The following is a 24,663-nucleotide window of genomic DNA, read 5'->3' as shown; positions in this document are numbered from 1 at the left end:
ACCTCGTTACAGGGCGAGGTTGGCAGGCAATGTTATCAATACGGCCCGCCGTCCGTGGCAGGCGCAAGGCTCTTTAGCCAGCAACCCGTTTAATGGTTGCGCCCAGTTGAGCCAGTTTTTCTTCAATGCATTCGTAGCCGCGGTCGATGTGGTAGATGCGATCCACCAGCGTCGAACCGGAAGCCACCAGACCGGCCAGCACCAAAGACGCAGAGGCGCGCAAATCGGTCGCCATAACCGGTGCACCGGTCAGGCTTTCATGACCGGTAATGACGACGGTGTTGCCTTTGATGCGCGCATCAGCGCCCATGCGCTCAAGCTCATTAATGTGCATAAAGCGGTTCTCAAACACCGTTTCCTCGACCGTGCCGGTGCCTTCGGCAATGGCGTTCAAGGTGGTGAACTGAGCCTGCATATCGGTCGGAAAGGCCGGATATGGCGCGGTGGTAACATCCACGGCTTTGGGACGGCGCCCTTGCATATCCAGTTCGATCCAGTTCTCACCCACTTCAATATTGGCGCCCGCTTCACGCAACTTGACCAGCACCGCATCCATGGTGGATGCATCGGCTTCACGCAGACGAATCCGACCACGGGTAATGGCCGCAGCAACCAGATAGGTACCGGTTTCGATACGGTCAGGCAGCACTGAATAGTCGGCTGCGTGCAGGCTGGGAACGCCTTCCACGGTAATGGTGTCAGTGCCTGCGCCAGTAATTTTGGCACCCATGGCGATCAGGCAGTTGGCCAGGTCGACCACTTCCGGCTCCTTGGCAGCGTTTTCCAGTACCGAGGTACCTTCGGCCAGCGCTGCGGCCATTAGAATGTTTTCGGTGCCCGTTACGGTGACCTTATCGAAGAAGATGCGCGCACCTTTCAAACGACCATCGTTGCGAGCACGGATGTAGCCATCTTCAACGTCGATTTGCGCGCCCATGGCTTCCAGGCCACGAATGTGCAGATCAACCGGACGACTGCCGATGGCGCAACCACCGGGCAGCGACACATTGGCTTCACCAAAGTGCGCCAGCAACGGACCGAGCACCAAAATGGAAGCACGCATGGTTTTCACCAGCTCGTAGGGCGCGGTCATATTACGAATGGTACCGGCGGTAACTTCGACACTCATGTCTTCACCGATGACCACTTCCACGCCCATGCAGGCGAGCAGTTCGATCATGGTGGTAATGTCGTTCAGGTGCGGCAGGTTGCGTACCGTTACCGGTTCTTTGGTCAGCAAGGTGGCAGCAATAATAGGTAGTGCAGCGTTTTTGGCACCTGAAACACGAATTTCACCGTCCAGGCGTGCGCCACCGGTAATCAATAATTTATCCAAGGTTTATTTCTCCGCGGCGGACCATTCATCCGGTGTGTAGAGGGCCATGGTGACGGCATGTATTTCGCCACTGGCAATTTTTTCGTTCAACACGCCGTAGATCAGCTGCTGACGCTGAACCGGACGCTTGCCGGCAAAGAGATCACCAACGGCACGAACAGAAAATTTGGCACCTGCACCGTCGACGTCGAAGTCGACATCCGGCAGGGCCGCGACCAGCATAGCTTTCACATCGTCGGCTGACATAGGTCTCTCTGCGTTGAATCCGATAAAAAGGGGTGGCGATTATACGGAAAGCGAGCGTAAATCGAAATGGAGAAACGGAGGTCGACCGACCTCCGTTTTATCGTGCGGTGTTTATTGAAATTGACTGGCTTCGAACGATTCGGCGGTGATGCGCTCCCATTCGTCGATGGTTGCGTCCAGATCACCACCCTGCTCGCGGTAGATCTGGTCAAACTGGGTTTTGAAGGTCACCCCCAGATTGATGCCGTTAAAAATCACGTTCTGCATTTTCCAGCCGTCAGAAGCCTGACTGTAGTAGACGCTCTGTACCATCGGGTAACGCTGGCCCTGCGGTGATACCGCTTCCAGCCGGACCCGGGTGTTGCGCACGCTATCGTCGTCATTGTCCTGATCGTCCACCAGACGCACTTCGAAGGCGCCAAAGTTATAGAGGCCACCCGCGTAGGTATTGATCATCGAACGCTTGAACACTTCCAGAAAACGCAGTTTCTGTTCATTGGTCGCGGTTTGCAGCGTATCGCCCATAATACGACTGACGATGACGGTGTAGCCGATCAAAGGTTCCAGCACCTCGGATACTTCATTCAGATAGGCCTGGCGATCACCGGCGTCGCCGCTGTTGTATTTCTCGACAACGGTCAACACCTGCTCAACACCGTCGATCACGCTCTGCTCGGCCGACTGACTGGGAGTAAAGGTCTCAGCCATCACTGTTGTGCTCAATGACAACCCAACACCGATCAACAGGGCCGACACCCTTCGCATGACACTCATTCATTTCTCCTTTCGGTATGCGCCACCTATTCTAAGGGCGAAGCGCTTTGGGTGCGAGATGCCAAAGGTCAGCAAAGATGATGCCGTGCACAGTTTAGACAGATCAGCTTTGTGGTAATCTAGCCCGCCAGTTCAGAACCCTTGGACAAGAAACGGTCTATGCACGCAACGATCAATTACCTGGAATCGGCTCAACGCACGCTGCGCCTGGAGATCGAATCTCTGCAATCGCTGGGCGCTCATCTTGATGCCGGTTTCGAACGCGCCTGTGATCTGGCACTGGCTTGTAAAGGTCGGGTTGTGGTCACCGGCATGGGCAAGTCAGGCCACGTTGGCAACAAGCTGGCCGCGACCCTGGCAAGCACCGGCACACCGGCCTTTTTTGTCCATCCCGGTGAAGCCAGCCATGGCGACATGGGCATGATCACCGGTGACGATGTGGTCATTGCCCTGTCCAACTCTGGCGAGTCGAACGAAGTCATCACTCTGATTCCACTGATCAAACGCCTCGGCGCCCGGCTGATCGGCATGACCGGCAACCCCAACAGCACGTTGGGTCGCTCTGCCGACGCCCACATTTATTGTGGCGTCGAGCAGGAAGCTTGTCCGCTCAATCTGGCGCCGACGTCGTCGACCACAGCAACCATGGTCATGGGTGATGCCCTGGCCATTGCGCTGCTCGAGGCGCGCGGCTTTACCGCCGACGACTTCGCCTTCTCTCATCCCGGGGGCAGCCTGGGACGCAAACTCTTGTTGAAAGTCGGCGACATCATGCACCGCGGCGACGCCTTTCCGGCCGTCGCACCCACCACGCCACTGCGCGATGCGCTGCTGGAAATGACCCGTAAAGGTCTCGGTCTGACCACGATTGTCGACGACAACGGCCAACTGCTCGGCGTCTATACCGATGGCGATTTGCGCCGCACCCTGGATGCTGGCATCGACTTGCATAAAACGCCGATCGCCGACGTGATGCATGCTGGCGCCAAAACCATCTCGTCCGAACACCTGGCAGCCGAAGCGCTGTTTGAAATGGAATCGCGCAAGATTACCGCTCTGGTTGTCGTTGATGCAGACCGACCGGTCGGCATCGTTCATATGCACGATATTTTGCGTGCAGGTGTGGCCTGATGCCTCGATTGCGTACGGTTCTGCCCATCGCAACCGCGCTCCTGGTGCTGGCCGCTATTATCTGGTGGCACCCGGCCGAAGCACCGCCGAGCTTCAATACTGAATTACAACTGCCGGAAGACCCACCGGATCTGTTTATCCGCACCTTCCAGCAGACCCGCTATGACACCAGTGGCCAGCCGAGCCTTTACACCGTGGCCAGCTCCTTTGCCTATTACCAGGACAGCGGCAACAGTCAGGTGACGGTCCCCACCGTGCGGCTGATTCGCGACAACGGTCCCGACTGGACCATCCGCTCCCAGGCCGCCACGCTGTTCAGTAATGGCGACGTTATCTTCGAAAATGCCGTCAGAGTGCATGAGCTGAGCGACCTGGCTCGCTGGGAACTGGCAACCGACTGGCTGCAGGTGACCGAAAATGGCGACTTCGTCAGCACACCTGAGCCTGTTAGACTCACCCAGGGCCCGCAGGTGGCCACAGGCGTGGGATTCAACGCCGATCTAACGACGGATGATCCCGTCCTTACTTTGCAATCCGAGGTAGCCATTCATTATGAGGTCGACTGATTCCAAGCGGCGCTGGCACAAGGCCTTGACCGCCGCCGCACTGTGCCTGTGCAGCAGCGCCGCTTTGGCACTGCCCGGAGATCGCGATCAGCCGATGACCATTCAGGCCGACCAGGGCGCTTTTCGCAGCGGCAGTGGCGAAGCGCATTTTCAGGGCAACGTTCACCTCAAGCAGGGCAGCCTGGAAGTCTGGGCCGATACCCTTGATGTCACCCGCGACCCGGCCACCGGTGTGATTGAATTTCTCGAAGCGCGTGGCGAACCGGCGCGCTACCAGGAACAGCCGGATGTTGGCGAGCCGTTGATCCATGTCGAAGGTCAGCGTATCGAATACCGGCCGCAGCAGGACATCATCATCACCGAAGGCGGCGGGCGCCTGGAGCAGAATGACAGCCAAATCACCGCTGAATACATCCAATACAATCTGGTTGAAGAAACGCTCAGTGTGCGCTCGGTACGCAGCCAGACAGAAAATCCTGAAGCGCCTCAGGCAACCTGGATCATCCAGCCAGGAGCGGTGGACTGAATGAGTTTATTGCACGCTAAACACCTGGCCAAAAGTTACCGCAAACGCCCGGTGGTACGCGATGTCAGCCTCAGCGTGGAGCCTGGCCAGATCGTCGGTCTGCTTGGCCCCAATGGCGCAGGGAAAACCACCTGCTTCTATATGATTGTTGGGCTGATTCCTGCCGACAATGGCGAGGTCTACGTCGGCGATACCGCTGTCACCAAACTGCCCATGCACGCCCGGGCTCGTCACGGTATCGGTTATTTGCCTCAGGAAGCGTCGATCTTTCGCAAGCTGAGTGTCGCCGACAATATTCTCGGCGTGCTCCAGACGCGCAAAGAATTGTCGCGCAGCGAACGCCATGATCGGTTGGAATCGCTGCTCGATGAGTTCAACATCAACCACATCCGCGACAGCCTGGGTATGGCGCTGTCCGGTGGTGAGCGACGCCGCGTAGAGATCGCCCGTGCCCTGGCCATGGAGCCGGCGGTGGTGTTGCTGGACGAACCCTTTGCCGGTGTCGACCCGATTTCCGTAGGCGACATCAAAGGCATCATTCATCATTTGCGCGATCGCGGCATTGCCGTATTGATCACCGATCACAACGTCCGTGAAACGCTCGATATCTGTGAAAAAGCCTATATCGTTGGCAACGGACATATCATCGCTGAAGGAACAGCTGAGGATGTACTCAACAACGCCACCGTGCGTGAGGTATATTTAGGCGACCAGTTCCGGCTATGACGGCAATATCCCCGTCAGGACTCGTTGTAATTAACAGGCCCAAAGGCGTATTAACACCTCTATGAAGACCTCCTTACAACTTAAAATGAGTCAGCAGTTGACGATGACGCCGCAACTGCAGCAAGCCATTCGTCTCCTGCAACTGTCGACCCTGGACTTACAACAGGAGATTCAGGAGGCGTTGGAAACCAATCCCATGCTGGAAGTTCGCGAAGACGACGGCGGCAACAGCAGCGATGGCGAACATGGCCATGCCAACACCAGCGAATCACATAATGGCGATTCACTGAATGGTGATGCTCTCAATGGCGACAGGGCCAAAGCCGAAACTCTGATCGACAATTCCGACAATCGCCAGGAAATGGAAATTCAGGAACACATTCCGGATGATCTGGCGGTTGATTCGTCCTGGGACGACATCTACACCCACACGCCAACCAGCCATGGTTTGCCCTCCGGCGATGACGATTTCAATTTCGAAAACGTCTACGGCACCACCGACTCGCTTTGGGATCATCTGAACTGGCAGCTCAATCTGACCACCATGACCGATCGCGATCGACTGATCGCCGAAGCCATTATTGAAAGCGTCGATGCCGAAGGTTATTTGCAGTCCAGCCTCGATGAAATTTTTGAAGGCCTGGACAAAGAATTGTCCAGTGAAGACGACCCCTTGGAAATGGACGAAGTGGAAGCGGTACTGCGCCGCGTTCAGCATTTCGACCCCGCCGGCGTTTGCGCCCGCGATCTGTCCGACTGTCTCAGCATTCAATTAAACCAATTGCCCGAAGAAACCCCCAGCCGACAGGAAGCGCTTAAGATCGTCAAAGATCATTTGGACCTGCTTGGCGCACGCGACTACGCCCAACTGATGCGCAAAACGCGACTAAAAGAAAACGACCTGCGCGACGTTATTCTGCTGATTCAAAGCCTGAACCCGCGACCGGGCAACCAGATTGAAAGCGGCAAAGACGAATATGTGGTGCCCGATGTCATGGTGCGCAAAGACATCAAAAACAATCGCTGGCTGGTTGAGTTAAATCCGGACATCGCGCCCAAACTGCGCGTCAATGCATCCTACGCTTCGATGGTAAAACGCGCCGATAATTCCAGCGACAACACCTACCTTAAAGATCATCTTCAGGAAGCACGCTGGTTCATAAAAAGTCTGCAAAGCCGTAACGAAACGCTGCTAAAAGTGGCGACTAATATCGTTGAACATCAGCGCGGTTTTCTCGAACACGGTGAAGAGGCGATGAAGCCGTTGGTGCTGCATGATGTGGCGCAGGCGGTCGACATGCACGAATCGACTATCTCACGCGTCACCACGCAAAAATACATGCACACACCGCGCGGTATTTTTGAGCTGAAGTATTTCTTCTCCAGCCATGTCAGCACCGAAGGCGGTGGCGAATGTTCGAGCACCGCCATTCGCGCCATCATTCGCAAACTGGTCGCGGCGGAAAACCCGCGCAAACCGCTGAGTGACTCCAAGATTGCCACCCTGCTTGGCGACCAGGGCATCAAGGTCGCCCGACGCACCATTGCCAAGTACCGGGAGGCCATGCACATACCTCCGTCAAATGAACGTAAGAGTTTGATTTAGATCAGATTTTCGAACGACTGCAGGCTTGAAGTAGCAGCCTCTCACCGCAAAGATTGAATCAGGAGCTAGACTGAAATCAGGGATAGCACTCAAGGAAGCCGGCCGACATCATGGCCTGAATCATTGTCACTGCATGAGGAGCGGACTATGCAAGTCAACATCAGCGGTCAACACGTCGAAGTTACTGAAGCTCTGCACGACTATGTTGCCTCCAAGCTGGAAAAACTGGAGCGACACTACGATCAGATTGGCAACGTCCAGGTGACGCTCAGTATTGAAAAAAATCGGCAAAAAGCGGAAGCTTCGCTGAACATCAAAGGGGCTCAGTTGCACGCCGATGCTGCACACGATGATTTATACGCCGCCATTGACATGATCACTGACAAACTCGACCGCCAGTTGCTCAAGCACAAAGAAAAAACGGTCGACCGCATGCACGGGAACTCTCGTTAACCATGATTCAACTGGACCAGGTCCTCTCATCCGAACGCGTCTATACCGGCGCGTTCGGTGTCAGCAAGAAACGCGTTCTGCAGAGTCTGGCCGAACGCTTGGCGGCTTCACTCGATGGTGTTGGTGAAGTCGATCTTTTCGATCAGCTGATTGCCCGTGAGCGCCTGGGTTCCACCGGTTTAGGCCAAGGCATTGCTGTACCGCATTGTCGTCTGGCGCAGATTGAACGCCCCATCGCCGCGCTCGCCAAACTCGACGAAGCCATCGATTTTGAATCTCCCGACCGCAAACCGGTCGACCTCTTGTTCGTGCTGGTGGTGCCTGAAGCGGCCACCGACGATCATCTCAATTTACTGGCCGCTGTGGTGGAACGATTCAACGACAGCGCCTTGGTGAAATCACTGCGCCAGGCCGCCGACAGCCAGACCCTTTATCAGCAATTTATTCAGGGCCTCTGATCGCCATGGCGCATCCCGATTTCCGGCTGGTCATCATCAGCGGACGCTCAGGGTCGGGCAAGAGTACCGTTCTGAACGCGCTTGAAGACGCTGGCTTTAATTGCATCGATAACCTGCCACCAGCCTTGTTGCCGGAACTGGTTCACTGGATGACCGCCAGTACTGCCCAGCCGGACGTAGCGGTCTGTATCGATGCCCGGGTCGCCTCCGATGCCATCAATGGCTTGCCTGCAATCCTTAAATCCCTGCCGCAAACGCTGCAGCCGGACATTCTTTATCTCGATGCCGAAGAAACCATACTGCTGCAACGCTTCTCCGCCACGCGGCGCAAACACCCGCTGACCAATGCCGATCGATCCCTGGCCGAAGCCATAGCGGTGGAAGGCGAACTGCTGGCGCCGGTGGCTAATCTGGCCAGTCTGAAAATCGATACCAGCGGTTTGTCGTTGCAGGAGTTGCGCGACCAGGTACGGCAACGGCTGATCGACAAGCCCGGCGGCATCGCCTTGCAGTTTTTATCGTTCGGCTTCAAACACGGCGTGCCTCGTGATGCCGATCTGGTGTTCGATGTACGTTGCCTGCCCAATCCCTATTGGGACAAATCGCTGCGCATGTTCACCGGTAAGGACGAACCGATTCAGAACTTTCTGCGCGCTTCACCGGCGGTGACCGAAATGTTTGAAGACATCCGTCGCTTTCTCGACCGCTGGTTGCATCAGTACGAAGCCAACCAGCGCTCCTACCTCACTGTGGCAATCGGCTGCACCGGTGGTCAGCACCGCAGTGTTTTTCTCGCCGAGCAGCTGCATCACACCTTTGCCAGTGGCAACGCCAACGTTCAGCTGCGCCACCGCGACATGGGAAACGATCAGGCGTGATTCAAGAACAACTCACCATCATCAACAAACTGGGGTTGCACGCTCGCGCTGCTGCCAAACTGGTCGGCGTAGCGGGTAACTATGAAAGCCGTATTACGCTGAGCAAGGATGACCGCGAAGCCGATGCCAAAAGCATCATGTCAGTAATGATGCTGGCCGCCAGCCAGGGCACCGACCTTGATGTGGAAATCGACGGCCCGGATGCAGCCGAAGCCTGGACCGCCATTCTGGCGCTGGTGCAGGATCGTTTTGGCGAAGACGAATAACGGGCTTGTGCCTGTTTTTCATTTCAGGATTACCGATCGACCTCTTTATTACGCTTTGAACTAAAGGCTACACTCCTCCTCGATCGCTCACCTCGGCAACCGGGACGCCCCATGCCAACCACGCCGCACCTGGAACAGCACGACTACGACCGCGCCGGTCTGTTGCAGGCGTTGGAAGCGGGTGATCTGGACCGGGTACAGCGCTATTGCGACGAAGACCTCGCCTCGGCCGACCTGGCCCATATTCTCGAGTCGTCTCCCGGCCGAATCCGTGAATTGCTGTGGGATTTCCTCAGCGATGAACGCCAGGGCGCGGTGCTGCCGCATCTGAATGAAGACCTGCAACAAGCCTTTCTGGCGCGGATGAACGCCCACGAGATTCTGGAAACCACCCAGGATCTCGACCACGACGACCTCGCCGATCTGCTGCAACAAATTCCCGAACCGGTCACGCATCAAGTGCTGTCACTGATGCCACCGTCCGCTCGGGCAACCGTTGAAGGCTTGCTGGCCTATCCGGAAGACACCGCCGGCGGCCTGATGAATACCGACCTGATCACGGTGCGCGCCGATGTCAGCGTGGAAACGGTATTGCGTTATCTGCGACGTCTGGAACTGCCCGATCACCTGGATTCACTCTGGGTGGTCAACCGCCAGTTTCGCTACGTCGGGCTTTTGCCGATCACCAAACTGCTGACTCACGGACCGCAAACCAAGGTGCGTGAGATCATGAAAGACGACATCGAAGGCATTCCAGCCAGCTTGCACGAAGACCAGGTAGCACGTCGCTTCGAACGCCTCGACCTGGTGTCGGCGCCAGTGGTCAACGACACCGGCACGCTGCTCGGCCGCATTACCGTCGACGACGTCGTCGATGTGATCCGCGACAGTGCCGACCATACCGTCATGAGCATGGCCGGCCTTGACGAAGAAGACGACATTTTTGCGCCGGTGATTCGCACCACCCGCAGTCGCGCTGTCTGGTTGGGCATTAATATGCTGACCGCCTTTATCGCTGCGGCAGTGATGAGCCAGTTCGAAGCCACCATTGCGCAGATTGTCGCCCTGGCCGTGCTCAGCCCGGTCGTTGCCAGCATGGGCGGCATTGCCGGCAGCCAGACGCTGACGGTGATGATCCGCGGTATGGCCACCGGCCATGTTAAGCGCGACAACCTGGGCTGGCTGATCAGCCGGGAACTCGGTTCGGGCGCCGTGAATGGTGTACTCTGGGCCAGCATCATCGGCGCCATTACCATCGGCTGGTATCAGGATTCCGACTTGGCGCTGGTTATCGCTGCGGCCATCGTTATTAACCTGCTGGTGGCCGTCTGTGCTGGTGCCACCCTGCCCTTTCTTCTAAAATCGCTGCACATTGACCCGGCCCTGGCCGGCACCGTCGTGCTGACGACCATCACCGATGTCGTCGGCTTCCTGACTTTCCTGAGCCTGGCCACCCTGTTCCTGCTCTAAAAGCTGCTCTAGATAGCAGCGATGAACCTGGCCCGGCGGAGATTCCCTGCTACTCATGTCCGACCACAATCACGATCACGACGACCAAGACATCGAATGGGTCAGCAAAACCCAGATGAAACAGGAGATGCATCGCTTGCAGGCGATTGGCGAGCGCTTGCTCACGCTGCGCGCCGATCAGTTGGCGACCGTCCCAACCAGCGAAGCGCTCAAAGCAGCCATCGATGAGAATCGTCGAGTCACCCAGAACGAAGCCCGTCGTCGCCATCTGCAATACATCGGCAAGCTGATGCGCAACGAAGATATCGACGGCATTCAACTGGCGCTGGATCGACTCGACCCCTCGTCGGAAGTCTTTCTGCGCGAGCAGAACCAGGCCGAACAATGGCGCAGCCGTCTGCTCAATGACAGCGGCGCCGAAGCCGCCTGGTTCGAGCAACACCCAGACACCGAACGCCAGGCCTTTCGCGCCATGGTGCGTGCCGCGCGCAAGGAACAGTCAGAGGAAGCCGATGCCCCGCTCCATGCCGGTAAGCAAACCAAGCGACTGCTGAAGTGGATTCGTGAGGCGCTGGCCGAGCAAAACTAAAGCGCTGGCCTGCTGAGGTGATCCGTTACTGCGACAGCAACGTAAATCGCTGCCAGACAAACGGACAACAGGTTCTCATATGGCAGGCGCCCCTGTAATCTCGATACTTTCAGCCAAGAAAGCAGGCAAAATGACAGAAGCCAACCAGGCGACTCAGCAATGGTCTGACTGTCTCGATGCAGTCGCCCGACGCCAGGACATTGCAGCTTTCGAACAGCTGTTCAACCATTTCGCGCCGCTGATCAAAGCCTTTGCGCTGTCCTCCGGCTTGAACCGCAGCGGCGATCATCTGCCCGACGAACTGGTGCAGGAAGTCATGCTGGCAGTCTGGCGCAAAGCCGCCACTTTCGATCGTCGCAAAGCCGCCGCCTCCACCTGGATATTCACCATCGCTCGGAACCAGCGCATCGATATGCTGCGCCGTCTGCGCAAGCACCAGAACGATTTGCCCGCCGATGATATCTGGGAACTGGAAGCCGATGCCGACCTGTTCGGCGAAGTGCGTCAGGCGCGCGTTCAGGATCAGGTGCGCAATCACCTGTCCGATCTGCCGGTCGATCAGCGCCAGGTCATGGCCAAAGTTTTTATGGAAGACAAAAGCCATCAGGAAGTAGCCGATGAAATGGATTTACCTCTGGGAACCGTCAAAAGCCGGGTTCGCCTGGCGATGAAAAAACTGAAACTCTCTTTGGAGGCGTTCGACCTATGACCCAGTGGCATCCACATCCCGACCAACTCGTGGAGTTTGCCGCCGGAAGCTGCCGTGCCGGCGTCAGCATCGCGATATCCGTGCATCTGCACTACTGCAGCCAATGTCGCCAGGCACTCAGCGAACTGGAAAGCACCAGCGCCGTCTTGTTTGAACAGCAAGCACCGGCACCGGTTGCTGACACGGCTTTTGCCAGCCTGATGGATCGCATCCAGCGCGAACCGGAAGCTGCTGCGGTTGCAAAACACCCTGCATCCGCTCGTTTTCCACGCGCGCTCAGGGCTTTGCTGCCTGACTCACTGGAGCAACTGGACTGGAATCAACCGATGAAAAACCTGCGCGTCACCCGTCTGCTGGACGACGGCGACCTGATCATCGGTCTGCATCATATGAAAGCCGGCGGCCGGGTACCCAACCACCAGCATCGTGGTGAGGAAATCAGTGTGGTGCTCGAAGGCGGTTTTTCCGATCAGTTGGGCTCCTATGCCGAAGGCGACTTTATTCGTCGCAGCGGCAAAGACACCCATGCACCTCAGGCCGATGCCCATGAAGACTGCCTGATACTCTCGGTGGTCGAAGCGCCAGTGAAACTGACTGGGCCACTGGGCTGGATTATTAATCCCTTTCTGAAAGCCTGACCAACGCCGCCGCTTTAAACAGCGGCGGTTTCCTCTCGCGCCTGTGACAGGCGGTCCAAAACCTCAAACAACGACAAATACGTCAGGCCGCTGTGCCGACTCAAACCGATCTCGCAGGTCCGGCTGGTGGAAATACCGTAGGCGCAGCCACTGACGGCCTCGTCCAGGCCGCGCAGCGCCGAGGCATTCAATTCCGGCTGGGTAAAACCCTTGTCACCGGCAAAACCACAACAGGCCATGCCGTCGGGTTGCACCCAATCCGGCGTCAGTTTATCCAGTACCCGCGTCAGACTGGGCGCAATTCCCTGGCGTTGCACACTGCAGGTGGTGTGTACCGCGACGCGCTGCGGATCGGGCTCGATATGCAAGCGATCAAGCAGGAAGCGGTCGATAAAATCGACGCTGTCATAGAACTGAATGCCGCGCTCACTGGCCGCTTCACGTACCCGTAAACTGCACGGACTGGTGTCGGCCAATACCGGGAACCGTCCGCCACTGGAAATTTCCCAGAGCTCATCCACCAGTTCCTGACGCTGCTGTTCGGCGACGCTAAAGTGGCCTTTGGACTGAAACGGCTGACCACAACACAGACCACGCGTCGGCTGCGGCATCACCACATTCAGACCGGCCTTGCGCAACACGCTGAGCACGGCAGCGGGCAGACTGGAACGGTTTTCATCAATCAAGGCTGCGCCAAAGGTCTGGGACACACAGGACGCCCAATACACCAGCACTTCACGGTCACTCGGCCGGGTGGTTCGATTCGGTGCGTACACTGGCCGCGCCGGGCCCGGCAAGGTCGACAACCACAACGGCGTATGGCCCCCGCTGAGCTTGCGCACAGCCGCCGACCAACGCTCCAGGCGTTGCGGGCCGGTCAGGCGCTGCACCGAACGTGCGGTCCACAAACCGGCCCGGGTAACACTGGCCAGCGCCGCATAATGGCGTCCCATGGCCCGCGCCAGGCGGATATAACGATGGTTGCGCTCGGCGCGCAGCTTGAGCACCAATTCACCGGTATTGATGCCGACCGGACACTGGTTCTGGCACAGACCGGTCGCGGCGCAGCTGTCGATCGCCTGATGATCAAAGCGATCCTGCCAACCGTCAGCAAGGCCCTCTTCACGCCGCTGACGCTGCATTTCACGGTGCAAGCTGATGCGCTGGCGCGGGGTTAGCGTCAGCTCACGCGACGGGCACACCGGCTCGCAAAAACCGCATTCAATACAGGCATCGACCAGCCGATCGGCCTGGGGCATCAATTTCAGATGTTGCAGATGCGCCTGAGGATCGTCATTGATGATCACACCGGGATTGAGCAAGCCTTGCGGATCGATCAACTTCTTCAGCGCCTTCATCAGCTTGTAGGCGTCTTTGCCCCATTCCTGCTCCACAAAAGGCGCCATATTGCGGCCGGTGCCGTGCTCGGCTTTGAGCGAACCGCCCAGTGTACCGGCAATCGCATTAGCCACATCGGCCATAAAGGCTTCGTAGCGGCGCACTTCGGAAGGGTCGTCAAACCCCTGGGTGAATACAAAGTGCAGGTTGCCTTCCAGCGCATGGCCGAAAATGATGGCCTCTTCATAGCCGTGGCGATCAAACAGCGACTGCAACATGGCCACGCCTTCAGCCAACCGTTCGATAGGAAAGGCAACGTCTTCGATAACCGCAGTGGTGCCGACGGCACGATGAGCACCTACCGCCGGGAAAGTGCCTTTACGCAGCGTCCAGAACGCCTCGATACGGCCTTTATCACGGGTAAAGCCGGTACTGTGATTAACGCCTGCACCATCCAAAACGGCCTGAACAGCCTGGCAATGCAAGTCCAACTGCTCGAGGGTTTCACCGCGCACATCCACCAATAACAGACCGCCCTGATCCGGCAGGCGTCGGGCAAAGGCCGGCAAGCCATCCATATGCGCCACCGCACGCACTGCCCGGCTGTCGAGCAACTCCACCGCATCCACCGGTGTAGCCTTTAGCTGGCTGACTGTCTCGGCGCAGTGGCTCAGGTTGTCAAAGCCGACCATCACGGACGCCCGGTGCGGCCAGTCGGGCACCGTATTCAGGCTGACTTCGCTGACAAAACCGAGGGTGCCTTCGGAACCGACCATCAGGTGCGTCAGGATGTCGATCGGATCCTCGAAATCGAGTAAGGCATTGAGGCCATAACCCGTGGTGTTCTTCAGCCGGTATTTGTGGCGCACCCGCTCGGACAGTTTTTCACTGCGCTTCAGGCGCTGCGATAAATCGGTAATGCCTTTGAGCAGGCGTGCGTGGCTGCGCCGAAAGGCACGCACGCTGTCCGGGTTGAGACTGTCGAGAATGCCACCATCGGCCAATATCAAACGCATACCGGCCAGGGTGTGATAGCTGTTGTGCCGCGTGCCACAACACATGCCACTGGCGTTGTTGGCGACGATACCACCAATCTGACACGCGTTGATTGAGGCCGGATCCGGTCCGATCTTGCGGCCAAAATAGGCCAACTTCCGATTTGCCTGCGCACCGATCAAACCCGGCTGAAGGTGCACCCGTTCGCCAAAAGGTTCAATCCGGCAACCGCGCCAGTTGGGCGTCAGCATCACCAATACCGAATCGGTCACCGCCTGGCCGGATAAAGACGTACCGGCAGCACGAAAGGTCAGCGGCACCAGAAAACGCCGCGCCTGCTCCAGCACGATTAGCAGTTCTGCTTCGTTGTCGATCTGCACAATCAGCGCAGGCGTCATGCGATAGAAGCTGGCATCGGTGCCCAGTGCAAAACGCCGGGCGGCGTCGGTGATCAACCGCGATGCCGGAAGATGGTCAGTTAACGCTTGGTGGAAGGCTGGGATATCCACGGCCACCTCTTGTTAGACCGAAAGAAAAGTGTCGCTCATTATGCACCCGCAGGGCGGGTCATTTCGATGTGAGGAATGCCGTCTTCCAGATAGGTTGCACCGCTTGAGACAAAACCAAAGCGACGGTAAAAAGCATCCAGATGAGCTTGGGCGCCAATACGGATGGGATGGTCCGGGAACAGTTTCACACAGGCTTGCACGGATTCCGTCATCAACGCCTGGCCGATGCCAGTACCACGCTCGCTTGGTGCGCTGACCACCCGACCAATGCTGGCCGCTTCGGCGTAGCTGGCGCCTGGTGCCAAAATGCGAGCGGTCGCCACTAACTGTCCCTGGCGATAACCCAGCATATGCCAGGCGCCCTGGTCCTTACCATCCAGTTCCTGATAGGGACAGTTCTGCTCGACCACGAACACCGACATTCTTAACGCCAGCAGCGCGTACATCGTCCGGCTATCCAGCTCATCAAAAGCCGCACATTGCCAGATCACGTCCGAAGACATGGCTTGCTCAACAATCACAATTCACCCGCCGCACGCATGCGCCCTAAGGTATCGACAATGGCCTGAGTCTGAGCATCGACTTCCAGGTTGATACGATCACCGACCGCCACTTCACCGAAGGTGGTGACGTTCAGGGTTTCCGGAATCAGGAAGACGTTAAACCGATCGTCGAGCACCTCACCAATGGTCAGGCTGCAACCGTTCAGGCCAACAAAGCCTTTGGCAAACAGATAGCGGCGCTGCTCGGGGGTGATACCAAACCAGACCACACAGTTATTGGTGGGCCGCTCAATCGCTAATATGGGCACCATGCTCTGAATATGGCCGGACATGACATGTCCGCCGATGTCGTCACCAAAGCGGGCGGCACGCTCGACGTTCACCGGATCGCCATCGTTTAGATCGCCCAGGTTGGTGACTCTGAGGCTTTCCATCATGACATCGAAGTGAGCGCGGCCTGAGCTGTCGATCTGAGTCACGGTCAGGCAGGTACCATTGAGTGCGATGCTGGCGCCCGGCGTCAGACCATCGCGCTGCTTGGTGGTCAGCGGTACCGACAACGTCCATAAGTCTTGATGGCGCGCCTCAATGCGCACCGGCGCGGAATTCTGGACAATGCCACTGAACATAAAACCTCACCTTGGCTGGCAAAGGCACCTTTTTACGGTTTTTCCCTCATGGGCACAAGGCGGATACTCAATTGAGGGCGTAATAGGCTGGCAGGTCGTGTTGTTTAAGATCGTTGTAATCAATCAGTTCGGACAATTCACGAATGTAGGCTTCGCCGCGAACCGAATAACTTTCCAAACCCCAGGCCAGAGTGTCGCTTTCCAGCGGCACCGATAAATAACGCAATTCGGAACGGATGTTGCGCAGCGCCACATAGGGTTCGTGTGTATTGACGTTGCGGAAGTAAGCCGACACCGCCTGAGCCACACTGTCGAATGCCTTAACTTCATAGCGCTCCCCTTCCGGTCGACCGGACGGCACCAGGCCGCAGCCAGTCTGGAAGCACCACTGACCGAAGAGGTTATTGCCCTCGGTGGCAAAGCGGCTGGTGCCCCAGCCACTTTCCTTGGCGGCCTGTGCCAATACCAAGGACACCGGCAGGATGTCGGCACGATGCAACATCTGCTGGAAATAAGCCCGCGTACCGGGTTCGGCGTCTACTTCATAATAACGCCCCAACCGCACCAGCAAGGTTTGCTGCCAGGGCTGGTAAGGTTGGCCGGCATTAGCCTGATCACGCATCTGCAGCAGCCAGGCGCGCTCGGCTTCAATACGCTGATTTTCGGCCAGCACACGCGGCGCCAGGAACTCGATAAACTGCGATTTTTTGGTAGTGACATCGGCGATTTGCGTCAGATCCGGCAAATCGGTTTCCAGCAAAGCGACTTCATTGGCCCGCACCGGCAGACACAGCAGCGTCAACGAGCCGATCAAGGCAATGAGATTTTGATGTTTAAACACCCGCATTCAGGCTCCCGGCTGTTATTGTCTGTGCTCAATGGCGCGGCGATTATACGCAGCGGTTAAAAAGTCGCCAACGCTTTGCTTGATCTTGGGAACCGACGCTTTGCTTGACCTTAACGTCGCTGCAAGCTTTAGTCTGGCGCTTTAACTTGATGGATGCTGCTGATGTCTGCCATTCCCCGTAACCTCTGGATACTTATCGCCACCCAGGCGTTCTCCATGACCTCCGCACCCCTGGTGATTCTGATCGGTGGTCTGGTCGGCGCGCGCCTGGCACCCAGCCCGGAACTGGCCACCTTGCCGGTTGCGGTACTGATCCTCGCCACCGCCCTGAGCACTCTGCCCGCCTCCCTGCTGATGCAGAAGGTGGGCCGCCGCCTGGGGTTTCTCACGGGCAATGCGGTATCGATTTGCGGCTGCCTGCTGGGTTACCTGGCGCTCAATCAGGCCAGTTTTGGGCTACTGCTGCTGGCCACTGCCTGCCTGGGTTTTAACATCGCTTTCGTTAACCAATACCGCTTTGCGGCCATGGAAAGCGTCAGTTCTGAGCGTCATGGTCAGGCCGTATCATGGTTGCTCCTGGGCGGTATTTTTGCCGCCATCGTCGGACCCGAGGCCGGCGCCCGGGGTGAAGCGCTGACAGCAGCTCCCTATGCCGGCTCTTTTCTGCTGCTGGCGGCCTTGCAACTGGTCAGCACCTTCTTGCTGGCGTTTGGCTTCCGCGACCCGGTCATGGTGGCCGAGTCCGCCGACGCCGACGGCCGCCCTTGGTCACGCCTGTTGGCCCAGCCCTTGTTGTGGCTGGCGTTATTGTCCGGCGCCGTGGCCTACAGCGTGATGAGCCTGGTGATGACGGCAGCGCCGATCAGCATGCACGAGTTCGATCATCACAGCCTGTCGCTGACCAAAGGCGCGATCCAGGCGCATATTCTGGCGATGTTCCTACCGTCGCTGGCTACCGCGACGCTGATCCGCCGCTTCGGACCGCAGGCGTTGATGGCTGCCGGTCTGGTGATTTACGCGGGCATGGTTCTGGTCGGGTTGAGCGGTCGTAGCTTGGGCCACTATGGCGGCTCACTGATTCTATTGGGGATTGGCTGGAATTTTCTGTTTGTGGCGGGAACCGCCTTGCTGCCGCGTACCTACGTGGGCAAGGAACGTTTTCGGGTTCAGGCGGTGAATGACTTTCTGGTGTTTGGCACCCAGGCAATTGCCTCACTCGGTGCCGGCTGGTTTTTGTTCCAGTTCGGCTGGAATACGCTGATCTGGATAACGGTGCCGCTGGTTGGCGGCCTGGCGCTGCTGGCACTGTGGGTCAGCAGCGGCCGGAATCGTCCGACTAGCGGCGCGGGCGGCGGTGCTGGCGCTGGTCCTCAACTGGCAACCGAATCGGTTCCAGCGTCCGGGACGACGTCGGCGCCATCATCAGTGCAGCCAACGCAATCAAACTGATAACAAGCAATAATGCGGACATGGCTCTTACCTCACCTGGCCTCGGAGCGCTCGAACAAGCGCTCTTTGGCATCAGTATAGTCCGGCCGGGATCGAGTTCCAGCCGGATACTGGCAACTTCCGGTAAAGACCGCGGTTATTCAGAACGCCGCGGACCACTGGCCGGAAACTGAATCACCGGCCCGCCTTTGCTGTCGCGAATGCGGGCGGCACCTTCTTTCTCCACTTCATCGATACGCACGATGGCGTGCATCGGAATAAAACTGCGTTTCACGCCATGGAATTCCTTTTGCAACCGCTCTTCGCCCGGATCGACCAATACCTGACTGCGCTCACCGAACAGCAGTTCCTCGACTTCGATAAAACCATAGAGTTCGCTTTGAAAGATGCGCGCGCAATAAATCTCGTAAACCTTGTCCTGGTTGATAAAGGAGACACGGTAAATGGCTTGGGGCGTGGTCATGCAATCTCGTTTCGATAGGTTTGGAATTGCGCTCAATATGGATGCTCTGATGCCGGTATTCAATGCCAAGCAAAGCCAGGCTGAACCCGCCAAAAAGCATCACAATCGATGGTTGGGTCTGAACCGATGAAGGCGTATAATCGCCGCCCCCAAGATGCACTGACACGAAGACCACCACTGATCTCATGAGCAAAAAGCTGTTTATCAAAACCCATGGCTGCCAGATGAACGAGTATGACTCGGCCCGCATGGCCGATTTGCTCGGCGATAGCCACGGTTATGAGCTGACCGATTCGGCCGAAGACGCGGACGTTTTGCTGCTCAACACCTGCTCCATTCGCGAAAAAGCGCAGGACAAGGTGTTCCACCAGCTCGGTCGCTGGAAGCAGCTGAAAGCCAAAAATCCCAATCTGAAGATCGGTGTAGGTGGCTGCGTCGCCTCCCAGGAAGGTGAAGCCATCTCCGAGCGGGCGCCTTACGTCGATATGATCTTTGGTCCGCAAACGCTGCACCGCCTGCCGACCATGCTCGACGGCGCCAACAAGCAGTCACCGACCAGCAGTAACCGCATTGCCATGGTCGACGTCACCTTCCCGGAAATCGAGAAGTTCGATCATCTGCCAGCGCCAAAAAGCGATGGCGTATCGGCGTTCGTTTCGGTCATGGAAGGTTGCTCCAAATACTGCACCTTCTGCGTGGTGCCCTATACCCGGGGTGAAGAAGTCAGCCGGCCGTTCGATGATGTGATCGCCGAAGTGGCTCATCTGGCCGGCCAGGGCGTGCGTGAAATCAATTTCCTCGGTCAGAACGTCAATGCCTATCGGGGCCCACGTCACGATGGTGGCGAAGCCGATCTGGCCGAACTGATCACCCTCGCCGCTCAGATCGATGGCATTGACCGCATTCGCTTCACCACCAGTCACCCGGTGGAATTCACCGACTCCCTGGTCGATGCATTCAAAGACGTCCCGGAACTGGTCAGCCACCTGCATTTACCGGTGCAAAGCGGCTCGGACAGCATTCTGGCGGCGATGAAGCGCGGCCATACGGCGGCGGAATACATCGAGAAGATGGAGCGTATTCGCGCTAACCGCCCGGACATCAGTTTTTCTTCCGATTTTATCATCGGCTTTCCGGGCGAAACCGATGCGGACTTCGAAGCAACGATGAACCTGATCCAGACCATCGGCTTCGACCACAGTTTCAGTTTCGTCTACAGCCCGCGCCCGGGCACGCCCGCAGCCAGTCTGGAAGACGACACCCCGGCAGCGGTAAAAAGGCAGCGCCTGGCCATTTTGCAGGAACGCATCACCCAGCAGGCTCAGCAAATCAGCCGCCGCATGGTGGGTTCCACCCAGATCGTCCTGGTAACCGGGCCGTCTGAGCGCGATCCGAACGAGCTGCAGGGCCGCACCGAGAATAACCGACCCACCTTCTTCCGTTGTGATGACGAAGACGATCTGGTCGGCAAATTCGTTCAGGTGCGCATTACTGAGGCCTATTCCAACTCGCTGCGTGGCGAGGTCATCAACGCCGACCTGGCCTATTGATCGATGGTTCAAACCAAGCGCTATAAAACGGACGTTTTTTAGACGAATGGCATTTTGACAGCCTCGCACTGCGGCGTATCCTTGACCCAGACCAAACTCCCATTAGAGGACCTCACCTACTTTGACTAACCCGTCCCTGGCCGGGCTCGACGCCCCGGCATCGGGTCAGCGTCAATTCGAGCTGCAACCCGACAATCCCCAGCGACTGGCCAGCCTCTGTGGCCTGGCTAACGATAACCTCAAGCAGATCGAAGAACGCCTGGACGTGCGAGTGCTCAATCGTGGCAACCACTTTGAAGTTCAGGGTGAAAACGGTTCTGCGCAAGCCGCCGAAGACATCATCAGGCGGCTGTACCGTGAAACCAAAGGGGGTCGTGATCTGCTACCGGATACCATCAATCTGTTCTTGCAAACATCGGAAGTGGAAACGCTGAAGCATCCCGAAGAACAGACGCACGATCAAAAGCTCTATGTGCTGCATACACCCAAGTCGGTGATCAAGCCGCGCGGCCCCAATCAGCGCGGCTATGTGCATAACGTCCTGACGCATGACATCAACTTTGGTGTGGGTCCGGCCGGTACCGGCAAGACCTTCCTGGCCGTTGCCTGCGCCGTTCATGCCCTGAGCAAAGATCAGGTCAAACGCATTATGCTGGTGCGCCCTGCGGTCGAAGCCGGCGAGAAACTCGGCTTTTTGCCAGGCGATCTGAGCCAGAAAGTCGATCCCTATCTGCGCCCGCTGTATGACGCCCTCTACGAAATGCTCGGTTTCGAAAAGGTTGATCGGCTGATTGAGCGCAACGTTATCGAGGTCGCTCCGCTGGCTTATATGCGCGGCCGCACGCTGAGTAATTCGTTCATCATTCTCGATGAAAGCCAGAACACCACGCGTGAACAGATGAAGATGTTCTTAACGCGCATCGGCTTCGGCTCCACGGCGGTGATTAACGGCGACCCGACGCAGATCGACCTGCCACGTGGTCAAAGCTCTGGCTTGGCACACGCGCTGGACGTATTGGGCGGTGTTGATGGCATCAGTGTCACCCAGTTCGGCTCCAAAGACGTGGTGCGTCACCCGCTGGTGCAACGCATCGTCGATGCCTACGACCGCCACGAAAACGCATGAAACTCGACCTCGACCTGCAACTGGCCAGCAGCGGCAACAACTTACCGCAGCCCGCCCAATTTGAGCGCTGGCTGATACAGGCGCTGGCCGGTTATCGCGACCACGCCGGTGTCTGCATCCGCCTGGTCGATGAAGACGAAAGCCAAAGTCTGAACCGGGACTACCGTGGCAAGGACAAACCCACCAACGTGTTGTCCTTCCCATTTGAGCTGCCACCGGGCGTTGACGATGCCGAGGCACAGGCTTTGCTAGGCGATCTGGTCATTTGTGTACCGGTAGTACAGCGTGAAGCTGCCGAGCAAGGCAAAACCGAACTGCAGCACTGGGCACATCTGGTGATTCATGGCGCCTTGCATCTACTCGGCTTTGACCATATTGAGCCGGAGGACGCCGAAGTGATGGAAAATATTGAACGTCGTGTGCTGGCCGATCTGGGCCTGCCCGACCCCTACCTGCTGCCGGACGCCACCGACAGCATCCGGGGTTAAACCGCCGGCCTGAACCGGCACAAACAGAGGAATGATGGCGCCATGAGCGACGAACGACCCACGAGTAGCAACCCCGGGAAGCGATCCTGGCTGGAACGACTGGCAGACGCTTTTACCGGGGAACCCAAGGATCGCGAAGATCTGCTCAGCGTCCTCAAAGACGCTCAGGATAAAGACATCCTGGACAACGAAGCCTTTAAAATCATCGAAGGCGCGTTGAACGTTTCTGACATGCATGTGCGCGACATCATGATCCCGCGCTCACAGATGGTCAGTGTCGAAACCGACGAAACCATCGAAGACTGGCTGGGTAAAATTGTCGAATCCGGCCACTCCCGCTTTCCGGTACTGGGCGAAAACTCTGACGAAGTCGTCGGCGTCCTGCTGGCCAAAGATTTACTCGGCCTCGGTCTGCAAACCGGTTTTAAACTCGACCAGATGCAGGCACGGCTGACCAGCCTGATTCGCTCAGTCAACTTCGTGCCCGAAAGTAAGCGCCTGAACGTCCTGCTGAAGGATTTCCGCTCCAACCGCAACCATATGGCGGTGGTGGTCGATGAATATGGCCAGACCGCCGGCCTGGTTACCATCGAAGACGTGCTGGAAGAAATCGTCGGGGAAATCGAAGACGAACACGACGACGCCGTCGACGCCAACATCCGGCCCAACGGCAATGGCGGATTTCTGGTTCAGGCATTGACGCCGATCGAAGACTTCAACGAACACTTCCAGACCGAATTCAGCGATGAGGAATTCGACACCATCGGCGGCATCGTGATGCACAAGTTCGGCAAGGTGCCCAAGCGCGATGAATCCATCACCCTGGGCGACCTGATGATCCGCGTGATTAACGCCGACAACCGCCGTGTGCGCGCCTTCGAGGTCAATCGTCTCGAGCGTCAGGCCGAACTCTAAAACAGCCCTTCCCATCAGGGCGACTCAGGTCGCCCTTGACTTGCCACTTTCTCCCCCAAAATCTTGGCTGTATCTATACAGCGGAGATTTCTGCCATGCGTACCGAAACCGATAGTTTTGGGGAACTGCAGGTTCCCGACGACGCTCTCTATGGAGCCCAGACCGCCCGCGCTTTGGACAACTTCCAACTCTCCGGCGAACGCCTGCCGAGCGCCTTTATCGACGCCCTGCTCAGCCTCAAAGCCGCCGCAGCCCAAGCCAATGCCGAACTGGGCTCGCTGGAACAAGAGCGCGCCGATGCCATTGTCGCCGCCACCGAAGCAGCGCGTCAGCTGGATTTCGACGCCCAGTTTCCCATCGATGTTTTCCAGACCGGTTCCGGCACCAGCACCAATATGAACGTCAACGAAGTGGTCGCCTATTTGGCCAATCAGGCCAGTCAGTTGAACATCCACCCCAATGACGACGTCAACGCCAGCCAAAGCAGTAACGACAGCATTCCCACCGCCATCCAGATCAGCAGTGCGCTGGCGGTTGAAGGCGAATTATTGCCGGCGATCACCCAGCTGCGCGATGTCATCGACGAACGCGGCCAGGCGTTTCGCGATGTGGTCAAAACCGGTCGCACCCATTTAATGGACGCCATGCCGATCACCCTGGAGCAGGAATTTTCCGCCTGGAGCGAAGCGCTCAGCGCCAGTCAGCGCCGGTTGCAACAATGTCTGACCCGGCTGAAAGCCCTGCCCCAGGGTGGCACCGCCATCGGTACCGGCATCAATGCACCGAGCGGTTTTGCCGAACGCTTTTGTGCGCACCTGAACCATCAATTGCACAGCGATTTTTGCCCACACAATAACGCCTTCTATGGCATCAGCAGCCAGGATGCATCACTGGAATTGTCATCTCATTTGAAAGGTCTGGCGGCAACACTGATCAAAATCAGTAACGATTTGCGCTGGATGAATTCCGGGCCTTTGGCCGGTTTGTCGGAACTGGAATTACCGGCACTGCAACCGGGCTCGTCGATCATGCCGGGCAAGGTCAACCCGGTCATTCCAGAAGCAGTATTGATGGCGGCTTATCAGGTGATCGGCTTCGATGCGGCCATCACTCTGGGCGCGCAATCCGGTAACTTCCAACTGAATGTCAGCCTGCCGTTGATCGCTCGTAACCTATTGCAGGGCACTGCGCTGATGACCACCGCTTGCCAGCATTTAGCCGATAAAGCCATAGCGGGCATCAACGTTAATAAGGCATCGGTGGAGGGTCCGCTGCACCGCAATCCAATTCTGGTCACGGCACTGAACCCGGTGGTGGGTTATCAAAAAGCCGCCGAGATTGCCAAGGCGGCTTATAAAAACGGCCGCCCTATTATTGAGGTGGCCGCTGAAATGACGGACTTGTCGCGTTCAGAACTGGAGTCGTTGCTCGACCCGACTTTGTTAGCCCATCCACACTCATAAAGTGCTACGCCGTCC

The 24,663-nt window shown here is 57.5% G+C and carries 28 protein-coding genes; 20 read left to right on the top strand and 8 right to left on the bottom strand.

Annotated features, from left to right (window positions below):
* Positions 1 to 73 precede the first annotated feature (73 nt).
* From murA to ACXAE6_RS10960, 3 genes are all read right to left on the bottom strand, one after another.
* A complete protein-coding gene (murA, locus tag ACXAE6_RS10970; RefSeq protein WP_475147561.1) occupies positions 74 to 1,336 on the bottom strand; it encodes a UDP-N-acetylglucosamine 1-carboxyvinyltransferase in 1,263 nt (420 codons plus the stop codon).
* A 3-nt stretch (positions 1,337 to 1,339) separates the two neighbouring features.
* Complete coding sequence (locus ACXAE6_RS10965; protein ID WP_392804227.1) at positions 1,340 to 1,582, bottom strand: BolA family protein; 243 nt, start codon at positions 1,580 to 1,582, stop codon at positions 1,340 to 1,342.
* A gap of 111 nt (positions 1,583 to 1,693) precedes the next feature.
* Positions 1,694 to 2,356, bottom strand: a complete 663-nt coding sequence (locus ACXAE6_RS10960) for an MlaC/ttg2D family ABC transporter substrate-binding protein (RefSeq protein WP_475147554.1) — start codon at positions 2,354 to 2,356, stop codon at positions 1,694 to 1,696.
* Positions 2,357 to 2,515: 159 nt separating this feature from the next.
* On the opposite strand from ACXAE6_RS10960, the gene ACXAE6_RS10955 reads away from it, so the two are divergent.
* From ACXAE6_RS10955 to ACXAE6_RS10895, 13 genes are all read left to right on the top strand, one after another.
* Positions 2,516 to 3,487, top strand: a complete 972-nt coding sequence (locus ACXAE6_RS10955) for a KpsF/GutQ family sugar-phosphate isomerase (RefSeq protein WP_475147551.1) — start codon at positions 2,516 to 2,518, stop codon at positions 3,485 to 3,487.
* A complete protein-coding gene (gene lptC / locus ACXAE6_RS10950) occupies positions 3,487 to 4,053 on the top strand; it encodes an LPS export ABC transporter periplasmic protein LptC (RefSeq protein ID WP_392804234.1) in 567 nt (188 codons plus the stop codon). Before ACXAE6_RS10955 ends, lptC begins: the two co-directional genes overlap by 1 nt.
* Complete coding sequence (gene lptA / locus ACXAE6_RS10945) at positions 4,040 to 4,579, top strand: lipopolysaccharide transport periplasmic protein LptA (protein ID WP_475147548.1); 540 nt, start codon at positions 4,040 to 4,042, stop codon at positions 4,577 to 4,579. The genes lptC and lptA overlap by 14 nt, the downstream gene beginning before the upstream one ends.
* Positions 4,580 to 5,305 carry an LPS export ABC transporter ATP-binding protein gene (gene lptB / locus ACXAE6_RS10940; protein WP_475147545.1) on the top strand — a complete coding sequence of 242 codons (726 nt, stop codon included), beginning with the start codon at positions 4,580 to 4,582 and terminating at the stop codon, positions 5,303 to 5,305. It begins immediately after the preceding gene.
* Between the two features lie 61 nt (positions 5,306 to 5,366).
* Positions 5,367 to 6,911: an RNA polymerase factor sigma-54 gene (locus tag ACXAE6_RS10935; protein ID WP_475147542.1), complete on the top strand. Its 1,545-nt coding sequence runs from the start codon at positions 5,367 to 5,369 to the stop codon at positions 6,909 to 6,911.
* 147 nt (positions 6,912 to 7,058) lie between these two features.
* Positions 7,059 to 7,364, top strand: a complete 306-nt coding sequence (gene hpf, locus ACXAE6_RS10930; protein ID WP_108162703.1) for a ribosome hibernation-promoting factor, HPF/YfiA family — start codon at positions 7,059 to 7,061, stop codon at positions 7,362 to 7,364.
* A 2-nt stretch (positions 7,365 to 7,366) separates the two neighbouring features.
* Positions 7,367 to 7,822: a PTS sugar transporter subunit IIA gene (locus ACXAE6_RS10925; protein ID WP_475147539.1), complete on the top strand. Its 456-nt coding sequence runs from the start codon at positions 7,367 to 7,369 to the stop codon at positions 7,820 to 7,822.
* A 5-nt stretch (positions 7,823 to 7,827) separates the two neighbouring features.
* Positions 7,828 to 8,700, top strand: coding sequence for an RNase adapter RapZ (gene rapZ / locus ACXAE6_RS10920; protein WP_475147537.1), 873 nt, complete (start codon positions 7,828 to 7,830; stop codon positions 8,698 to 8,700).
* Positions 8,697 to 8,966: an HPr family phosphocarrier protein gene (locus tag ACXAE6_RS10915; protein ID WP_392804247.1), complete on the top strand. Its 270-nt coding sequence runs from the start codon at positions 8,697 to 8,699 to the stop codon at positions 8,964 to 8,966. The genes rapZ and ACXAE6_RS10915 overlap by 4 nt, the downstream gene beginning before the upstream one ends.
* A 111-nt stretch (positions 8,967 to 9,077) precedes the next feature.
* Positions 9,078 to 10,436, top strand: a complete 1,359-nt coding sequence (mgtE, locus tag ACXAE6_RS10910; protein WP_475147533.1) for a magnesium transporter — start codon at positions 9,078 to 9,080, stop codon at positions 10,434 to 10,436.
* Positions 10,437 to 10,491: 55 nt separating this feature from the next.
* Entirely contained in the window at positions 10,492 to 11,025 is a 534-nt protein-coding gene (gene yjgA, locus ACXAE6_RS10905; protein WP_475147530.1) for a ribosome biogenesis factor YjgA, read from the top strand.
* 130 nt (positions 11,026 to 11,155) lie between these two features.
* A complete protein-coding gene (locus ACXAE6_RS10900) occupies positions 11,156 to 11,734 on the top strand; it encodes a sigma-70 family RNA polymerase sigma factor (protein WP_475147527.1) in 579 nt (192 codons plus the stop codon).
* Positions 11,731 to 12,372 (top strand): ChrR family anti-sigma-E factor, encoded by a 642-nt coding sequence (locus ACXAE6_RS10895; RefSeq protein WP_475147523.1) that lies wholly within the window; start codon positions 11,731 to 11,733, stop codon positions 12,370 to 12,372. The genes ACXAE6_RS10900 and ACXAE6_RS10895 overlap by 4 nt, the downstream gene beginning before the upstream one ends.
* A gap of 14 nt (positions 12,373 to 12,386) precedes the next feature.
* Here ACXAE6_RS10895 and ACXAE6_RS10890 read toward each other — a convergent pair whose 3' ends face one another.
* The 4 genes from ACXAE6_RS10890 to ACXAE6_RS10875 form a co-directional block, all read right to left on the bottom strand.
* Positions 12,387 to 15,215 carry an FAD-binding and (Fe-S)-binding domain-containing protein gene (locus ACXAE6_RS10890; protein WP_475147520.1) on the bottom strand — a complete coding sequence of 943 codons (2,829 nt, stop codon included), beginning with the start codon at positions 15,213 to 15,215 and terminating at the stop codon, positions 12,387 to 12,389.
* A gap of 38 nt (positions 15,216 to 15,253) precedes the next feature.
* Positions 15,254 to 15,718, bottom strand: a complete 465-nt coding sequence (locus tag ACXAE6_RS10885; RefSeq protein WP_475147515.1) for a GNAT family N-acetyltransferase — start codon at positions 15,716 to 15,718, stop codon at positions 15,254 to 15,256.
* Positions 15,719 to 15,732: 14 nt separating this feature from the next.
* Complete coding sequence (locus ACXAE6_RS10880) at positions 15,733 to 16,347, bottom strand: riboflavin synthase subunit alpha (RefSeq protein WP_475147510.1); 615 nt, start codon at positions 16,345 to 16,347, stop codon at positions 15,733 to 15,735.
* 67 nt (positions 16,348 to 16,414) lie between these two features.
* Positions 16,415 to 17,194, bottom strand: a complete 780-nt coding sequence (locus tag ACXAE6_RS10875; protein WP_475147506.1) for a glucosaminidase domain-containing protein — start codon at positions 17,192 to 17,194, stop codon at positions 16,415 to 16,417.
* A 162-nt stretch (positions 17,195 to 17,356) separates the two neighbouring features.
* On the opposite strand from ACXAE6_RS10875, the gene ACXAE6_RS10870 reads away from it, so the two are divergent.
* Positions 17,357 to 18,643, top strand: a complete 1,287-nt coding sequence (locus ACXAE6_RS10870; protein ID WP_475147500.1) for an MFS transporter — start codon at positions 17,357 to 17,359, stop codon at positions 18,641 to 18,643.
* Between the two features lie 136 nt (positions 18,644 to 18,779).
* Here the strand turns inward: ACXAE6_RS10870 and ACXAE6_RS10865 are convergent, their stop codons facing one another.
* Positions 18,780 to 19,106: a DUF1820 family protein gene (locus ACXAE6_RS10865; RefSeq protein ID WP_475147498.1), complete on the bottom strand. Its 327-nt coding sequence runs from the start codon at positions 19,104 to 19,106 to the stop codon at positions 18,780 to 18,782.
* On the opposite strand from ACXAE6_RS10865, the gene ACXAE6_RS10860 reads away from it, so the two are divergent.
* The 6 genes from ACXAE6_RS10860 to ACXAE6_RS10835 all read left to right on the top strand — a co-directional run bounded on the left by ACXAE6_RS10860 (position 19,105) and on the right by ACXAE6_RS10835 (position 24,648).
* Positions 19,105 to 19,236 (top strand): hypothetical protein, encoded by a 132-nt coding sequence (locus ACXAE6_RS10860; protein ID WP_475147495.1) that lies wholly within the window; start codon positions 19,105 to 19,107, stop codon positions 19,234 to 19,236. The genes ACXAE6_RS10865 and ACXAE6_RS10860 overlap by 2 nt on opposite strands.
* A 55-nt stretch (positions 19,237 to 19,291) precedes the next feature.
* Positions 19,292 to 20,656, top strand: coding sequence for a tRNA (N6-isopentenyl adenosine(37)-C2)-methylthiotransferase MiaB (gene miaB / locus ACXAE6_RS10855; RefSeq protein WP_475147492.1), 1,365 nt, complete (start codon positions 19,292 to 19,294; stop codon positions 20,654 to 20,656).
* 121 nt (positions 20,657 to 20,777) lie between these two features.
* Positions 20,778 to 21,782, top strand: a complete 1,005-nt coding sequence (locus ACXAE6_RS10850; protein ID WP_475147488.1) for a PhoH family protein — start codon at positions 20,778 to 20,780, stop codon at positions 21,780 to 21,782.
* The gene (gene ybeY / locus ACXAE6_RS10845; RefSeq protein ID WP_475147483.1) at positions 21,779 to 22,270 is read left to right on the top strand and encodes an rRNA maturation RNase YbeY; all 492 of its coding nucleotides are present in this window, start codon (positions 21,779 to 21,781) and stop codon (positions 22,268 to 22,270) included. Before ACXAE6_RS10850 ends, ybeY begins: the two co-directional genes overlap by 4 nt.
* Positions 22,271 to 22,312: 42 nt before the next feature.
* A complete protein-coding gene (locus ACXAE6_RS10840) occupies positions 22,313 to 23,185 on the top strand; it encodes an HlyC/CorC family transporter (protein WP_392804278.1) in 873 nt (290 codons plus the stop codon).
* Positions 23,186 to 23,280: 95 nt separating this feature from the next.
* On the top strand, positions 23,281 to 24,648 hold the full coding sequence (locus ACXAE6_RS10835) for a class II fumarate hydratase (RefSeq protein ID WP_475147480.1): 1,368 nt from the start codon (positions 23,281 to 23,283) through the stop codon (positions 24,646 to 24,648).
* Positions 24,649 to 24,663 lie beyond the last annotated feature (15 nt).

Source organism: Saccharospirillum sp. ABV4_185, assembly GCF_056159245.1.
Note: the sequence above shows the minus strand (reverse complement) of the source record. Positions and strands in the feature narration are given on the sequence as shown.